We start from the raw sequence: 15,000 nt of genomic DNA, 5'->3' as shown, positions 1-15,000 counted from the left end.
CGGGCGTATGTTCGGGCACTGGCGACGGCTTGCCACCGACTTCGAGGTTCGTAGCCCCTAAATGGGCGGACCCACGGCGGCGAAGGTGCGGGTGGCCGCGCTGGTCGCTCTGGTGCTGGTGCTCGGCGTGGCACTGCGTGGGCAGCTGCCCGGGGCCCAGCCAGCCAACCGCGCACGACCCGTAGACCACACCGCGGGCCTACTGGCGATGCTGGCCCTGGTGATCGCCTGACTCCTGGTGATCATCGTGTCGATCGTGGCCTCGCTGCGTGGACCCAAGCGCGCCAAACAAGCTGCCCGCGAAGAGGTTCCGGGTGGGGGAGGTGGTGGTGCGCGACGGAGCTGGCGCTTCGTGCTGGTGACCCTCGCCGCGTTACTGGCCTGGCTGCTGGTGGTCGCATTACTCGCCCAGCTGCGTCTGCCGCAGCTGCGAGGCCGCCCACCGTCAACGCCAGCCACCACGCCCCCCTCCGCCGGAGCCGGACACCCCCGATCCGGTGTTCTGGTATCTCATGTTCGCGATGGGGGTCCTGCTGGTGGTGGTCGTCATCGGCATGGTCGCACTCCGCGTTCGCGGCCGCCGCGACGCGATGCCGGCCCCGGTCAGAAGCGATGACCCTGAACCGAACCCGGAGCCGCCGGTGCCGGGATCGCTTGCCCTGGCAGCTGAACGAGGCTTGGCCGAGGTCGGCGACCTCTGCCGCGAACCGCGCGAGGCGATCATCGCGTGTTACGTAGCGATGGAACTCGCACTGGCCAATGCTCCGGGTGCGGCGACGCAGGATTCCGACACTCCCTCGGAGGTACTGGCCCGTGCCGTCGAGCACGAAGCGATCCATGCCGGCAGCGCCACCGAACTCGTCACCCTGTTCGCCGAAGCCCGGTTGCGCGGCCTGTGTCTGGTCGTGGGGGCGGAGGTGCTGGCGTTGGTCGTTGCTGAAGGACAGTGGGTGCTGCCGATCGCAGGGCTGGCGGTGGTGGTCTCGCACCGAATCGACAATCAAGTGGGCTGATTCCACCCGCGACGACTGGGACCGGCACTTGCGGCCCCGGCTGGCGCGCGAGTGTCCTCGCCACCCGGCAGCGGGATCCGATGGCGTTACAGGCCACCGGGCGCATTGTGTTCGGTGACAACCTGTGGGACTGGGTGGATCCCAACAATGTCGCGCGCGACCGTGGCCGTGAACCTGGCCCCGGCTACAAAACTCTCGAGGAAATCCTGCGGCGGATGGAAGACATATGAGCATGCCGGCCCCGGCGATGACGGCCCACTGTGAAGCGGTGCTCGATGAGATCGAGCGCGCGGTAGTCGGAAAACGCGCCGCCCTCACCTTGGTCCTGACCACGGTGCTGGCTGGCGGGCATGTGCTGATCGAGGACCTGCCCGGGATGGGCAAGACCTGGGTGGCACCGCGAGCGGCCGTGCCACCCGGTTCGGTCGTGGCGGTCGACATCCTGGAGGGCTGGCCGTTCGCCGACCGTGACGACCCACTCCGCGAACGCATGTGGGCGCTGCAGCGCTCGGCGATGTACCGCGATATGAAGGTAGTCGGGGTCGACGTGGTGCCCTGGCCCGCGGATATCGCCCTCGATCAGGCGATGAGCCTGGTGCCCGACCGAGCCCGGCACCCGTCATGACGCAGCGGCGGTTGTTGTGCTGGTCGGGTTCTTTCTACGGGTGGCGGCCACTGCGGCGGTACTCGCGGTGATCTGCGCGATCGCGCTCACCACACCCCAGCCGGCGCTGGCGGCGGTATCGGGCGTGTGCGCCGCGGCGTACCTGGTGCTCACGCGCACCACCGTGACGCGACCGACGGCAGTGGGGATCACGGGTTTCGCCGTGGTCGGGGTGCTGGCCACCACGCTGCCGCCCGGATCGTCGTGGCTACCGCTGCTGGCTCCGGTGGCCGTCGTGCTCGGTATCGGCGTCGCGTTGAGCCCGTTTCTGCGTGCCGAGGACTAGCCGACCGGAACCGGCTGCACGGCAACAACATCAGGTGCCACCACATCGGAATAGTGTGACGAATCGCCGGTGACGACCCGGCTGGGCTGGCCCTGGACGTCGAGCGGCACATCACCGGCGAGTGTCACCCGGCTCAGAAAGCGGAACTGGTCGTCGTAGTCGGCCACGCCGTGGTGCTGGGTGGCGCGGTTGTCCCAGATCGCGATATCGCCGAGCTGCCAGTTCCACCGGACGGTGTTCTCCAGCCGGGTGATCCGGTTCTGCAGCACCCGGAACACGTCGGCCGACTCGCTGCTGCCCAGGCCGACGAACGGCTTGACGAAGTGCCCCAGCAGCGCGCCGTACACCCTTGCGCTAGCCGCGATCCGAATGTGTTCACAGTGCCGGGGAACGCCTGAGTAGGAAGGTTCGTATCGTCGCCGTCACTGTGGACCCGTGATGCGTTACTGGATCCGGTCACTCATGCTCTGACTCAAGACCTCAGCGTGACGATCGATGCCGGGGCCACCCCGGTCCTGCGGACCCGGACGAAAGGAGCGACGCCGGGATGGACAGTGCTGGCTGTCGTGGTCTCGGTTCAGACTGCGCGTGACATATGTCGTCTGCTGGTGGCCGCACCTGGACCGGCGTTCGACACGGTGAAGTGAGCCACCACCGGCGCACCACCAAGCTAGCCATACGGTACGAATGGTGGGTGCCTCCCACCGTATTGCTGCTGTCGACGTCGGATACCGACCTGATCACCGCCCGCGCCAGCGGCGCGGATTACCGGTGGGCCAACCCGGCCCGACTGATCGATGGTGAGCTGGCCGACCTGCTCGACGGCGCTGATCTGGTGGTGGTGCGGATCTTGGGCGGGTACCGGGCCTGGGAAGACGGTCTCGACGCGGTGGTGGCCAGCGGGCGACCGACTGTCGTCGTCAGCGGCGAGCAGGCTCCTGACGCCGATCTGATGGAGCGCTCCACGGTGCCCGCGGGGATCGCCGTCCAGACTCATATCTATCTGGCGCAGGGCGGGGTGGATAACCTGAGCCAGCTGCACGCGTTTCTTTCCGACACCGTGCTGATGACCGGAATCGGCTTCAACAAGCCGGCGGTCACCCCGGCCTGGGGCGTACTGGAGCGCGCCGCGGGAACGGGAGACGGGCCGACGATCGCGGTGCTGTACTACCGGGCTCAGCAGCTGGCCGGCAACACCGCCTACATCGAGGCGCTGTCCGCCGCGATCGAACACGCCGGCGGGCGCGCACTTCCGGTGTACTGCACCTCACTGCGTACGCCGGAACCCGAACTGCTGGAGCTGCTCGACACCGCAGACGCCATGGTGGTCACCGTGCTCGCCGCCGGGGGAACTCGTCCGGCGACCGCGGGGGCCGGCCACGACGACGACACGTGGAACGTCAAACACCTTGCTGCCCTTGATGTTCCGATCCTACAAGGATTGTGCCTGACGAGTTCCCGGGAGACCTGGTCGGCCAACGACGACGGCCTGAGTCCACTGGATGTCGCCACTCAGATCGCGGTGCCGGAGTTCGACGGCCGCATCATCACGGTTCCGTTCTCGTTCAAGGAGATCGACTCCGACGGTCTGATCTCGTATGTCCCCGACCCCGAGCGGTGCGCCCGGGTGGCCGGCCTGGCCGTTAAACACGCCACCCTGCGCCGGGTGGCGCCGGCCGATAAGCGGCTGGCCCTGGTGTTCTCGGCCTACCCGACCAAACACTCGCGGATCGGCAATGCGGTCGGGCTGGACACCCCGGCCAGCACAGTCGCCCTGCTGCACGCGTTGCGCGACGCCGGCTACCGCATCGGTGACATCCCCGGCGTCGATGCTCGCGATGGTGACGCTCTGATGCACGCGCTGATCGAACGCGGCGGCCAGGACCCCGACTGGCTCAGCGACGGCCAGCTGGCCGGTAATCCGATCCGGATCCCGGCCGCGCAGTATCGGGAATGGTTCGCGACGCTGCCCGCCGAGCTGACCGAGGCGATGGTCGCCCACTGGGGTCCGCCGCCGGGTGAACTATTCGTCGACCGCAGCCACGACCCGGACGGCGAGATCGTCGTCGCCGCAATTCAATCCGACAACATCGTGATCCTGGTACAACCGCCGCGCGGGTTCGGTGAGAACCCGGTGGCGATCTATCACGATCCCGATCTGCCGCCGAGTCACCATTACCTGGCGACCTACCTGTGGGTGCGAAACGGGTTCGGCGCCCATGCCGCCGTGCATCTGGGCAAGCACGGCAACCTGGAGTGGCTGCCCGGCAAGACCGTCGGCATGTCGGCGGCCTGCGGCACCGACGCCGCACTCGGTGATCTGCCGCTGATCTACCCGTTCCTGGTCAACGACCCGGGGGAGGGCACCCAGGCCAAACGCCGTGCGCACGCCACGCTCATCGACCACCTCATCCCGCCGATGGCGCGCGCCGAAAGCTACGGCGATATCGCCCGGCTGGAACAGCTTCTCGACGAGCACGCCAACATCGCCGCGCTCGACCCGGGCAAACTGCCGGCGATCCGCCAGCAGATCTGGACGCTGATGCGCGCGGCCAAGATGGACCACGATCTCGGTCTGGCGCAGCGGCCCGAGGACGACTCGTTCGACGACATGCTGCTGCATGTGGACGGCTGGCTTTGCGAGATCAAGGACGTGCAGATTCGCGACGGCCTGCACATCCTCGGTGCGGCACCGGAGGGCGAGGCGCAACTGGATCTGGTGCTGGCGATCCTGCGGGCCCGTCAGCTCTTCGCCGGCGAGCAGCATCTGCCCGGTCTGCGCCAGGCCCTCGGGCTGGCCGAGGATGGCACCGCTGACCGGGTCAGCGTCGACGAGGCCGAACAGCGGGCCCGCGCCCTGCTCGCCGGGTTGCAGACGACCGGCTGGGACGCCGCCCGGGTCGGCCAACTGACCGATGACGAGGGTGTGGCAGCGATCCTGCGATTCGCGGCCACCGAAGTCGTGCCGCGGCTGGCCGGAACGGCCGCCGAGATCGACCAGATATTGCGCGCACTGGATGGCCGGTTCATCCCCGCCGGTCCGTCGGGCTCCCCGCTGCGGGGTCTGATCAACGTGCTGCCCACCGGACGCAACTTCTACTCCGTCGACCCCAAAGCCGTGCCGTCCCGGCTGGCCTGGGAAACCGGTGTGGCCATGGCGGATTCGCTGCTTGAGCGTTACCGCACCGATCATGGCGACTGGCCGAAATCGGTAGGGCTGTCGGTCTGGGGTACCTCGGCGATGCGCACCTCGGGTGACGATATCGCCGAAGTCCTTGCGCTGTTGGGTGTCCGGCCGGTGTGGGATGACGCGTCGCGTCGCGTCGTCGACCTGGAGGCCATCTCGCTGGCCGAGCTCGGCCGGCCCCGCATCGACGTGACGGTCCGGATCTCCGGATTCTTCCGCGACGCCTTCCCGCACGTCGTCACGATGCTCGATGACGCGGTACGGCTGGTCGCCGGACTCGACGAGCCCGTCGAGCAGAACTTCGTGCGCGCTCACGCCCAGGTCGACCTCGCCGAACACGGTGACGAAAGGCGCGCCACCACACGCATTTTCGGCTCCAAGCCGGGAACCTATGGGGCGGGTCTGTTGCAGCTGATCGACAGCCGCAACTGGCGCGACGACGCCGACCTGGCCGAGGTCTACACCGCCTGGGGCGGATTCGCCTACGGGCGTGAACTCGACGGCAGACCGGCCGCCGACGATATGTCGATGCAGTACCGCCGAATCGTGGTGGCCGCCAAGAACACCGATTCGCGCGAGCACGATATCGCCGATTCTGACGATTACTTCCAATACCACGGCGGCATGGTCGCGACAGTGCGGGCACTGACCGGTAAGGCGCCTGAGGCCTATATCGGCGACAACACCCGCCCGGACGCAGTGCGTACGCGCACCCTGTCCGAGGAGACCACCCGCGTGTTCCGGGCCCGTGTGGTCAATCCGCGATGGATGGCCGCCATGCGCAAACACGGCTACAAGGGCGCGTTCGAGATGGCCGCGACGGTGGACTACCTGTTCGGCTATGACGCCACTGCAGGCGTGATGGCCGACTGGATGTACGAGCAGCTCACCGAGAAGTACGTGCTGGACCCGGAAAACCGCAAGTTCATGAACGAGTCCAATCCCTGGGCGCTGCACGGCATGTCGGAGCGCCTACTCGAGGCGGTCGGGCGCGGGATGTGGGAGAGCCCCGATCAAGCCACGTTGGACGGGCTGCGGCAGGTGCTGCTGGAAACTGAAGGCGACCTCGAAGCGCGCTAGATTGGAGCGATGGCACTTACGTTCGCTGACGTCGTCGCGGCGAAATACATCTCACTGGTCACCTTTACCAAGGACGGCCGGCCCAAGCCGACCGCTGTGTGGGTGGTCCCAGATGGCAACACAGCGTTGGTGATCAGTGAAAAGGACGCCTGGAAGGTCAAGCGCATCCGCAACACGCCGCGGGTGACGGTGGCCGTCTGCGATATGCGAGGCAACGTCAAGGGCGAAGCCGTCGAGGCGGTGGCGCGTGTGCTCGATGAATCTCAGACCGAGCGCGTCTATCAGGCGATCGGCAAGCGCTACGGCATTATCGGCCACGTGTTCAACTTCTTCAGCAAGCTGCGCGGCGGCACCAAGCGCACGATTGGCATCGAGTTGCGGGCCGCCTGAAGTCGATGCTTCAAACGGCCGGCTAATGGGAACAGTCACGCATGGCCAACCCGGTGTCGAACCCCACCTTCCACGATGTCGCCCAGGCGAAATACCTACTGCTGACCACGTTCACCAAGGACGGCACCCCCAAGCCGACGGCCATCTGGGGAGTCCTTGACGGCGAGCGCCTGCTGGTCATCACCGACCGGGTGTCCTGGAAGGTCAAGCGGATTCGCAACACTGCGCGGGTCACCATCGCCGAATCTCATGCGCTCGGAAAGCCGAAGGGTGGCGCCGTCGAGGCGACCGCCCGGGTGCTGCCGGACACGGAGACCCGCGCGGTCTACAACAAGGTGCTGCGCCGCTACTGGCAGCACTCGGTGTGGTTCTACCTGCACAGCATCGTCCGGGGCGGCATCGACAAGGTGCACGTGGCCCTCGAGATCACCCCGCATCGGTGACCACTCCGCAGTAGAACTCACAGGCTCCTATCAGCCTCACCGGAACCGGTGGCCGAGCCGGCTCGTTGACGATGCATGGTGATGCGGACGTTCTTGCTCTACGTCGTGGTCGAGTTGGCGGCGCTGGCCGCCCTGACCTGGGCCGTCGGGCTCGGGTGGACGCTGCTCATCCTGCTGGGCGGCTCCGTGATCGGCGTTGCGCTGGCAGGCTCCCAGGTCAAGCGCCAGATCCTGCGTCTGCAGCGCACCCGCACCGACCCACAGGGTGCGGTGGCCGACGGCATGCTGGTCGCGCTCGGCACGATCCTGGTGTTCATCCCCGGCCTGGTCAGTACCGCGCTCGGTGCGTTGATGCTGGTGCCGCCGACCCGCAGCGTGGTACGGCCGGTGGCCGGGATGCTGCTCACCCGCGGAATCGCCCGCCGGGTTGCCGTCGTGAACCTGACCGCCCCCGGATACTCCGGTCGGGGTGCCTACATCGACGGCGAGGTCGTTGAGGAGCAGGTTCAGGGACCTGTCCACGACGCCAATATCGTCCGGCGCAACTGACCCTCTGCGCCCGCCGGGGTCCGTGCCGGGCAGACTGATCCACCGTGACCACACTGCTGCTGAACGGGCGAATACATAGCCCGTCGCATCCGGCCGCCACCGCGATGGCGGTGCGCGACGGCGTCGTGGCCTGGCTGGGCAGTGACGACGTCGGCCGTTCGCAGTTCGATGACGCGGAATTCGTCGACCTGCAGGGCGGCTTCGTGTCACCCGCGTTCGTCGACAGCCACATCCACCTCACCTCCACCGGCCTGCTGTTGACCGGGCTGGACCTGACCGAGGCGGCCTCCAAACAGCACTGTCTTAGCCTGCTCGCCGAACACGTGGCGGCCCACCCGGGGCAACCGATCTGGGCGCACGGCTGGGATGACACCGGCTGGGCGCGCGATGACGCGCCCAGTACCGCCGAGCTCGACGCCGTCACTGGTCTCGCGCCCGCCTACCTGGCCCGCGTCGACGTGCATTCGGCCGTCGCCTCGACCTCGCTGCGGGACCGTGTTCCCGGGTTACCGGCGGTCGCCGGGTATGACCCGCAGCGGCCACTCTCGGCCGACGCCCACCACCTGGTCCGCGGTGAAGCGCGCCACCTACTGACGGCGCAGCAGCGCGCTGACGCCCGGCTCGCCGCGCTGGATGCGCTGGCCGCGGCCGGTATCGTCGCGGCACACGAGTGCGCCGGACCGCAGATCGGCGGGATCGACGACTGGCAGGAGCTGCGCGCCACCGAACACGGCGTCGAAGTGCTCGGCTACTGGGGTGAGGCGGCCGCCAGCGCCGCTCAAGCCAAGGCACTCATCGAGGCAACCGGCGCGCGCGGGCTGGCCGGCGATCTGTTCGTCGACGGCGCACTGGGCTCACACACCGCATGGCTGTGTGAGCCGTACGCCGATGCGCCGCAGCGCACCGGAAACTGCTATCTGGAGGCCGACGGCATCGCCCAACACCTGATCGCCTGCACCGAGGCTGGTGTGACAGCCGGATTCCACGTCATCGGCGACGCGGCGGTAGGAGCGGTGGTCGAGGCAGTGACGCTGCTCGTGGAGCGGTTCGGGGCACCCGCGGTCGCGCGCTGCGGGCACCGGCTCGAACACCTGGAGATGGTGACCGCCGAGCAGGCGACCATGCTCGGCCAGTGCGGGATCACCGCCAGTATGCAGCCCAATTTCGACGCGTTATGGGGCGGCGACGACGGCATGTACGCCCGGCGCCTCGGTTCCGCCAGAGCCGCCCTGCTCAACCCGTTCTCACTACTAGCATCGGCAGGCGTGCCCCTCGCGTTCGGTTCAGATGCCCCGGTGACCAGCATCAACCCCTGGGCAACCGTCCGTGCGGCCAGCCATCATCAAACGCCGGGAAGCGCGATCTCCGTGCGCGCGGCCTTTGCCGCCGCAACCAGAGGCGCCTGGCGGGCCGGGGGCGCGCGGGATGGGATCACCGGCACGTTAGTGGCCGGTGCTCCCGCGTCCTACGCAGTCTGGGATGCCGGCGGTGGGCAGGCGCGAAGCGAGTCGAGGAATGAGCTTGAGCTCGATGTGAGCGCCCCGGCCGATAGCGTGCAGCGCTGGTCCACCGACCCGCGCTCGCGAGTGCCGGCCCTGCCCCGGCTGGAGCCAGGCGATCCACTCCCGCAGTGCCGCCAGACCGTGCATCGAGGCGTCGTGCTCTATGGCTAACCGGTTGCTGACGTGGTTGCGCACCGCGCTGCCCCCGCGACTGATGCGTCTGCTGGTTGCGGTGACCGCCGGGCTGTTGCTGTGCATCAGCTTCCCACCGATCGGCTGGTGGTGGTCAGCGGTGCCGAGTGTGGCGATGTTCAGCTGGATCCTGATACATCCCAAGACCAGGCCTGCCGGCGGCTTGGGCTACGGGTTCCTGTTCGGTTTGGCGTTCTACATCCCGCTGATTCCGTGGATCAGCGGATTCGTCGGGCCGGTGCCCTGGCTCGCGCTGTCCGCGATGGAAGCGCTGTTCCCGGCGTTCTTCGGCCTGCTGGCCGTCATGGTCCGGCGGGTGCCCGGCTGGCCGCTGTGGTTCGCACTGATGTGGACTTTGTCGGAATGGCTGAAGTCGACAGTGCCGTTCGGTGGATTTCCTTGGGGCATAGTCGGTTTCGGCCAGACGAACGGGCCTTTCCTGGCGTTGATCCGGCTCGGCGGTGTGCCGCTGCTGTCGTTCGGGATCGCTCTTCTGGGCGCGTCGCTGGCCGCGCTGACACTGGAGATCGTGCGCTCGTGGCAGCACAGCGGTGCCGCGGAGAGGGCCGTGCACGTGTCGCTACCGGGTGTCCTGATGCCCGGGCTCTGCATAACCGCGGTCCTGCTGACCACCGCGGTGGCCGCCCCGCAGGTACGCCGGGCCGCCGGTGGCGCGGGCGATGAGCCGACCGTCACGGTGGCCGCGATCCAGGGCAACGTGCCGCGACTGGGCCTGGACTTCAACAGCCAGCGCCGCGCTGTCCTCGACAACCACGTGCGCCAGACCGTGCAACTGGCCGAGGACGTGCACGCGGGACGGGCACCCCAGCCGCAGTTCGTGATCTGGCCGGAGAACTCCTCGGATATCGACCCGTTCACCAACACCGACGCTGCCCAGCAGATCAGCGTGGCCGCGCAGGCGATCGGCGCGCCGATCCTGGTCGGCACCGTCGTCGCCCGGCCGGACTGGACACCGGATAACCCGGCGGCGTCGAACAGCGCCGTCGTCTGGGATCCCGTCGCCGGGCCGGGGGAGCGCCACGACAAACAGATCATTCAGCCGTTCGGCGAGTACATGCCGTGGCGGGGCTTCTTCCGGCATCTGTCGTCGTTCGCCGACCGTGCCGGGTACTTCGTGCCGGGCACCGGATCGGGTGTCGTGCATGCCGCCGGAGTTCCAGTAGGGGTGGCGACCTGCTGGGAGGTCATCTTCGACCGGGCGCTGCGCGAGTCGGTCCGCAACGGCGCGCAGGTGCTGGCGGTTCCTACCAACAACGCGACGTTCGACCAGAATATGAGCGAGCAGCTCCTGGCCTTCGCCCGCGCCCGCGCCGTCGAGCACGACCGCTATGTGGTGGTGGCCGGGACCGTCGGAATCAGCGCCGTGATCGCGCCAGACGGCCAAGAACTGGCCCGGACGCAGTTCTTCACGCCGGCCTACCTCGACGTCGTGGTGCGGCTCAAAACCAGCGAAACCCCGGCCACCCGATGGGGGCCGTTGGTGCAGTGGGTGCTGGTCGGAGCTTCCGTTGCCGTTCTGATGGCCGCCATACTGCACAATGGTTGGTTCATACGTCCGCTTCGCCGTAGAAGACGGGAACGCGACGTAACCAGCATGTCCGGGGGCGCAGACGATGGCGAAAACCCGCCGGAGCAGGGCGAATCATCCTCCGCTCTGGCCGGACAGCACGACAAAGGAGAGTCATGACCGACCGGGGCAAAACGGGCGCTGAGCTTCCCAGTCAGCGCACCCTGGTGATCATCCCCACATTCAACGAGCTGGAGAACCTGCCGCTGATCGTGGGTCGCGTGCACAAGGCTCGTCCTGACGTCCACGTGTTGATCGTCGACGACGGCAGCCCCGACGGCACCGGGGAGCTCGCCGACGAGCTATCGTTGGCCGATCCCGACCGGGTTCACGTCATGCACCGCACCGCCAAGGACGGCTTGGGCGCGGCCTACCTCGAAGGGTTCGCCTGGGGGCTGGGCCGGCAATACAGCGTGCTGGTCGAGATGGACGCCGATGGCAGCCACGCCCCCGAGCAGCTCTATCGGCTCCTCGACGCCATCGACAACGGCGCGGATCTGGCGATCGGGTCGCGCTATGTGCAGGGCGGCACCGTCCGTAACTGGCCCTATCGCCGCCTCGTGTTGTCCAAGACCGCCAACACCTATTCACGGGTGCTGCTCGGTGTCGGCATCCACGACATCACCGCCGGCTACCGCGCCTACCGGCGCGAGGTGCTGGAAAAGCTCGACCTGTCAGCCGTCGACTCGAAGGGCTACTGCTTCCAGATCGACCTCACCTGGCGCACGATCAACAGCGGTTTTACCGTGATCGAAGTGCCGATCACGTTCTGCGAGCGCGAACTCGGAGTCTCGAAAATGAGCGGTTCGAACATCCGCGAAGCCTTGGTCAAGGTCGCGCAGTGGGGCATCGGCGGGCGCATGGACCGCGCTCGCGGCGTCGTCCGCTAGCGGTCAGCTTCCACGGCGCTTGGACTTGATCAGGTCCAGACGCTCCTTGAGCAGTTCCTCGAGCTCCTCGACCGAACGCCGCTCCAGCAGCATGTCCCAGTGGGTGCGCGGGGGCTTGACCTTCTTGGGCTCCGGCAGGTCGCCATCGATCAGCGTGCCCTCGAGGCCGTTCTTGCAGGGCCAGGTGCCGGGAATCTCGGCGTCATCGGCGAACGGAACTTCGAATTCCTCGCCGTTCTCGGTGCGGTACCGCGCGATCTGACGCGGTGCCAGGTCGTGGTTGCGGTCGGTCTCGTAGCTCACGGCTCCGAGCCGGCTGCCTCTTAGGACACGATCAGCCATCGTCAACTCTCCTTACGGTGTCTATCCAGGGCCGGAGCCCTCTATGAAGTCCGGGTAGTCAACGCAAGAGCACACATTAGGGTTCCCGACTCGACCCCCCACGATACCGGGATCACTGCGCGAACCCGTCTACAGTCTCAAGGCGTGACGCGTCGGACCCGTTCCCAGCCGTGCCGGTGGTGCGGCCGCGAGGTAGCTGACGTCGGGATGGGCCGGCGCAGGCAGTACTGCCGCCAGTCCTGCCGGCAGCGCGCCTATGAGCAGCGTGCCCTGGTCAAGGGTAGTGCGATTCCCGAGGACGCGGTGGTGCTTTCCGCCGACGAGGCCGCCGAATTATCCGATCGGGTTTATCAGGTGCGTTGCGCCGCCGAGGACGTCGCCACCGCGGTCGATGAGGGCGCTGCCACCCATGAGCTGCGCGAACTGTGCGATGCGCTGGTTCAGGCCGCCAAGGCTGCCGACGGGTGGCGCTGACGTGACGGCATCGGTCAGCGCCCCAATTTCACAGCCAAGATCGATGCGTGCCCCCGGGAGTCGGCTGCATCGGTGGCCCAATCGGGCGTCTGGCGCTTTGACGAATTCGTGCTGGACACTCCCAACTACGAACTGCGGTCCGGCGGTACGGTCGTCCGGGGGCCGGTCTCTTTTCGTCATCACGAATCAAACGCTTGACCGAGTGGTGCCGATTCCTAGGGTTTGTGGGCGCGACAGCCCAGTGTTGGCGCCTGCCTAGCAGCCACGAAGAAGTCGCCACTGAATTGGGAGTACCGGAATGTCGGGTTCGACGAGTTCATCCTGTCGGGCTATCCGCATCTGGAAGAGGCCTACTGGTTCACCGAGGGTGTCTTCCCGATCCTGGGGGCAAGGGAGTGCTCGCCGCCTGAGTGGCGCCGTCTGTTGGCCCCAGTAGTCGTTCTGGGTGGTGGAAGTCGTTGGTGCCGGCTGTCAGTGGTAGCTGGGGTGGTGGTATCCATTCGGTGTCGCCGTTGGCGAGTTTTCGGGTTTTCCAGCCTTGTTCGAGGAGTCGGTGATCGGGTGGGCAGGCCAGGGTGAGTGTGTCGATGTTGGTCAGCCCGCCTTTGGCCCATTCGTCGACGTGGTGGACTTCGCAGCGATAGCCGGGTGCATCGCAGCCCGGGCGGGTGCAACCACGGTCCTTGGCGTAGAGCATGATTCGCTGATCCGGTGAGGCGATGCGTTTGGTGCGGCCCAGCCACAACGGTTGTCCGTTCACGCCGTTGAACAGCGCTAGGTAGTGGTAGGCGTGGGTGGCCATGCGGATGACGTCGGGGATGGGGAGCAGTATTCCGCTGGCGGTGACGGCGTGGCCGGTCTTGGCTTGGAGATCCTGCAGGGTGGCGGTCACGATGACCGTGACGGGTAACCCGTTGTGCTGGCCTAGTTTCGGATCGCCGAGTTGCCCGCGTACCAAGGCTGTCAAGGCGTCGTGCTGGCGTTGACCGTGACTACGCCCATCTCGTTGGGCGACGTCTTCGGTCGGGGTGGTGGTGGGGGTTTGGTCGGCGGGGTTGCACATGCCGGGGGCGGCGAACTTGGCGAACCAGGCATCCAGCATGGATCGCAGTTCGGGGTCGGCGACCAGCCGGCCGACGCTCATCCCGTCGACCTGTTGACCCCCACACCACACAAACCCGCGCTTGCGGGCGCGGTCCTCATCGGAGAACGTTCCATCGGGATTGAGATGCAGTGCGAGCCGGTGGGCGAGTTTCTCCAGCTGATCCGGGCGCAGATTCACCGCATGCTGGGCTAAGGACTGCTCGGCCTTCTCGATCTCGACTGGCGGGACATGGTCGGGGAGGTCGCCGAAGAACTTCTGAATGACCCGCAGGTGCTCGCCATCAAGTTGTCCGTCGTGCCACGCGGTCGAGGTTTCTGGCAATTGGGGTGGCAGGGGTTCTCCGGTCAGCGTGGTCCGTGGCGCGAGTTGTTCGGCGTTGCGGATCCGCCGGTTGGCCTCCTTGCGGCTGATCCGCAACACATCCGCCAACGCAATCCCCACCGGCGGGCAGCCCTCGAACTGCTCCAGCTGAGCCACCCCGGTATGGGACACCGCCCTCAGGCGACGCTGTTCGGTCTCCATCCACTCCAGGACCGTGAACCGATCGGGCGGTTCAAGTGCTTCGAAATCAAGCGCGACCAGAGTGTCGACCGCAGCGGTAAGCGCCTCGCGCGCCGCATCGATCGAACTCATGTTCGAAAGAATACTCCGAGCCACCGACAGAAAAAGACCTCGCGAACAGTGAAGATGTTCCAGCCTTTCACTGTTATCTGCTTATGGATGCAGATAAGCGGGCTGGTTGACGACCATGCTCATCTGGTCGTGGAGGTCTTCCGGATGTTGGCCGATGCCACCCGCGTGCAGCTGTTGTGGGCGCTGATCGACGGCGAACTCAGCGTCAACAATCTCGCCGAGTGCGTCGGCAACCCCCCGCCGTCGGTGTCGCAGCATCTCGCCAAGTTGCGGATGGCCCGTCTGGTGCGGACCCGTCGCGAGGGCACCCAGGTGTTCCACCGGTTGGAAAACGACCACGTCCGCCAATTGGTGACCGACGCGGTGTTCAACGCCGGGCATGCCGCCGGCGGCATGCCCGCGCATCACCGTGGTGTGCACGAACTGCCGGCACGGGGGAGCGCCTGATGGCCCACGGGCGCGATCACACCCACGACCGCACCAGGGCCGGGTCGACGGTGCGCTGCGCGACAGTGCGGCCGGCATCCGCGCGGTCAAAATCAGCCTTGTGGTGTTGGGGCTCAGCGCAATCGGTCAGATCGTCATCGTCGTGATGTCCGGGTCGATCCCCAATCTCACACTGACCGAAGCACATCGCATCGCTTACGGTGCCGAACACGATC

Annotated in this window: 14 protein-coding genes and 5 pseudogenes; 16 read left to right on the top strand and 3 right to left on the bottom strand. The window is 67.0% G+C overall.

Translation table 11 applies throughout. The features are described from left to right. The first annotated feature begins 61 nt into the window (after nt 1–61). From G6N13_RS20595 to G6N13_RS20570, 5 genes and pseudogenes are all read left to right on the top strand, one after another. Nucleotides 62–232, top strand: coding sequence for a hypothetical protein (locus G6N13_RS20595; RefSeq protein ID WP_163699935.1), 171 nt, complete (start codon nt 62–64; stop codon nt 230–232). Between the two features lie 280 nt (nt 233–512). Beyond that, nucleotides 513–1,013, top strand: a complete 501-nt coding sequence (locus tag G6N13_RS26250; RefSeq protein WP_407663945.1) for a DUF4129 domain-containing protein — start codon at nt 513–515, stop codon at nt 1,011–1,013. After that, nucleotides 973–1,243 (top strand): annotated as a pseudogene (locus G6N13_RS20585) (hypothetical protein); the annotation flags it as partial. The gene G6N13_RS26250 and the pseudogene G6N13_RS20585, both read left to right, overlap by 41 nt. Then, a pseudogene (locus tag G6N13_RS20580) lies at nt 1,240–1,434 on the top strand (AAA family ATPase); the annotation flags it as partial. The pseudogenes G6N13_RS20585 and G6N13_RS20580, both read left to right, overlap by 4 nt. A 220-nt stretch (nt 1,435–1,654) precedes the next feature. Beyond that, nucleotides 1,655–1,963, top strand: a complete 309-nt coding sequence (locus G6N13_RS20570; protein WP_163699933.1) for a hypothetical protein — start codon at nt 1,655–1,657, stop codon at nt 1,961–1,963. Here the strand turns inward: G6N13_RS20570 and G6N13_RS20565 are convergent. Then, nucleotides 1,960–2,301 (bottom strand): annotated as a pseudogene (locus G6N13_RS20565) (TauD/TfdA dioxygenase family protein); the annotation flags it as partial. The gene G6N13_RS20570 and the pseudogene G6N13_RS20565 sit on opposite strands and share 4 nt — an antisense overlap. Nucleotides 2,302–2,657: 356 nt before the next feature. Between G6N13_RS20565 and cobN the strand changes: the two are divergent. From cobN to G6N13_RS20530, 7 genes are all read left to right on the top strand, one after another. Then, nucleotides 2,658–6,230 (top strand): cobaltochelatase subunit CobN, encoded by a 3,573-nt coding sequence (cobN, locus tag G6N13_RS20560; RefSeq protein ID WP_163699931.1) that lies wholly within the window; start codon nt 2,658–2,660, stop codon nt 6,228–6,230. 9 nt (nt 6,231–6,239) lie between these two features. After that, entirely contained in the window at nt 6,240–6,620 is a 381-nt protein-coding gene (locus tag G6N13_RS20555) for a PPOX class F420-dependent oxidoreductase (protein WP_163699930.1), read from the top strand. Nucleotides 6,621–6,661: 41 nt separating this feature from the next. Then, entirely contained in the window at nt 6,662–7,063 is a 402-nt protein-coding gene (locus tag G6N13_RS20550; protein WP_163699927.1) for a PPOX class F420-dependent oxidoreductase, read from the top strand. Nucleotides 7,064–7,144: 81 nt separating this feature from the next. Further along, on the top strand, nt 7,145–7,612 hold the full coding sequence (locus tag G6N13_RS20545; RefSeq protein ID WP_163699925.1) for an FxsA family protein: 468 nt from the start codon (nt 7,145–7,147) through the stop codon (nt 7,610–7,612). Nucleotides 7,613–7,656: 44 nt separating this feature from the next. Next, nucleotides 7,657–9,285, top strand: a complete 1,629-nt coding sequence (locus tag G6N13_RS20540; RefSeq protein ID WP_163699923.1) for an amidohydrolase — start codon at nt 7,657–7,659, stop codon at nt 9,283–9,285. Beyond that, nucleotides 9,278–11,014 carry an apolipoprotein N-acyltransferase gene (gene lnt, locus G6N13_RS20535; RefSeq protein WP_163699921.1) on the top strand — a complete coding sequence of 579 codons (1,737 nt, stop codon included), beginning with the start codon at nt 9,278–9,280 and terminating at the stop codon, nt 11,012–11,014. Before G6N13_RS20540 ends, lnt begins: the two co-directional genes overlap by 8 nt. Then, complete coding sequence (locus G6N13_RS20530; protein ID WP_163699920.1) at nt 11,011–11,784, top strand: polyprenol monophosphomannose synthase; 774 nt, start codon at nt 11,011–11,013, stop codon at nt 11,782–11,784. Before lnt ends, G6N13_RS20530 begins: the two co-directional genes overlap by 4 nt. 3 nt (nt 11,785–11,787) lie before the next feature. On the opposite strand, the gene G6N13_RS20525 is transcribed toward G6N13_RS20530, so the two are convergent. Continuing rightward, nucleotides 11,788–12,126: an RNA polymerase-binding protein RbpA gene (locus G6N13_RS20525; RefSeq protein ID WP_102807615.1), complete on the bottom strand. Its 339-nt coding sequence runs from the start codon at nt 12,124–12,126 to the stop codon at nt 11,788–11,790. Between the two features lie 144 nt (nt 12,127–12,270). On the opposite strand from G6N13_RS20525, the gene G6N13_RS20520 reads away from it, so the two are divergent. Further along, a complete protein-coding gene (locus G6N13_RS20520) occupies nt 12,271–12,600 on the top strand; it encodes a hypothetical protein (RefSeq protein WP_163699917.1) in 330 nt (109 codons plus the stop codon). A 251-nt stretch (nt 12,601–12,851) separates the two neighbouring features. Further along, nucleotides 12,852–12,993: pseudogene (locus G6N13_RS26245) on the top strand (LLM class flavin-dependent oxidoreductase); the annotation flags it as partial. On the opposite strand, the gene G6N13_RS20510 reads toward G6N13_RS26245, so the two are convergent. After that, nucleotides 12,959–14,338, bottom strand: a complete 1,380-nt coding sequence (locus tag G6N13_RS20510) for an HNH endonuclease signature motif containing protein (protein WP_163699915.1) — start codon at nt 14,336–14,338, stop codon at nt 12,959–12,961. The pseudogene G6N13_RS26245 and the gene G6N13_RS20510 sit on opposite strands and share 35 nt — an antisense overlap. Before the next feature lie 87 nt (nt 14,339–14,425). On the opposite strand from G6N13_RS20510, the gene G6N13_RS20505 reads away from it, so the two are divergent. After that, nucleotides 14,426–14,785, top strand: coding sequence for an ArsR/SmtB family transcription factor (locus tag G6N13_RS20505; protein WP_163699914.1), 360 nt, complete (start codon nt 14,426–14,428; stop codon nt 14,783–14,785). 55 nt (nt 14,786–14,840) lie between these two features. Further along, nucleotides 14,841–14,945 (top strand): annotated as a pseudogene (locus G6N13_RS26370) (cation diffusion facilitator family transporter); the annotation flags it as partial. Between the last annotated feature and the right edge of the window lie 55 nt (nt 14,946–15,000).

The organism is Mycolicibacterium sarraceniae (assembly GCF_010731875.1).
GTDB lineage: Bacteria > Actinomycetota > Actinomycetes > Mycobacteriales > Mycobacteriaceae > Mycobacterium > Mycobacterium sarraceniae.
This window is presented reverse-complemented; position numbering and strand designations above follow the sequence as displayed.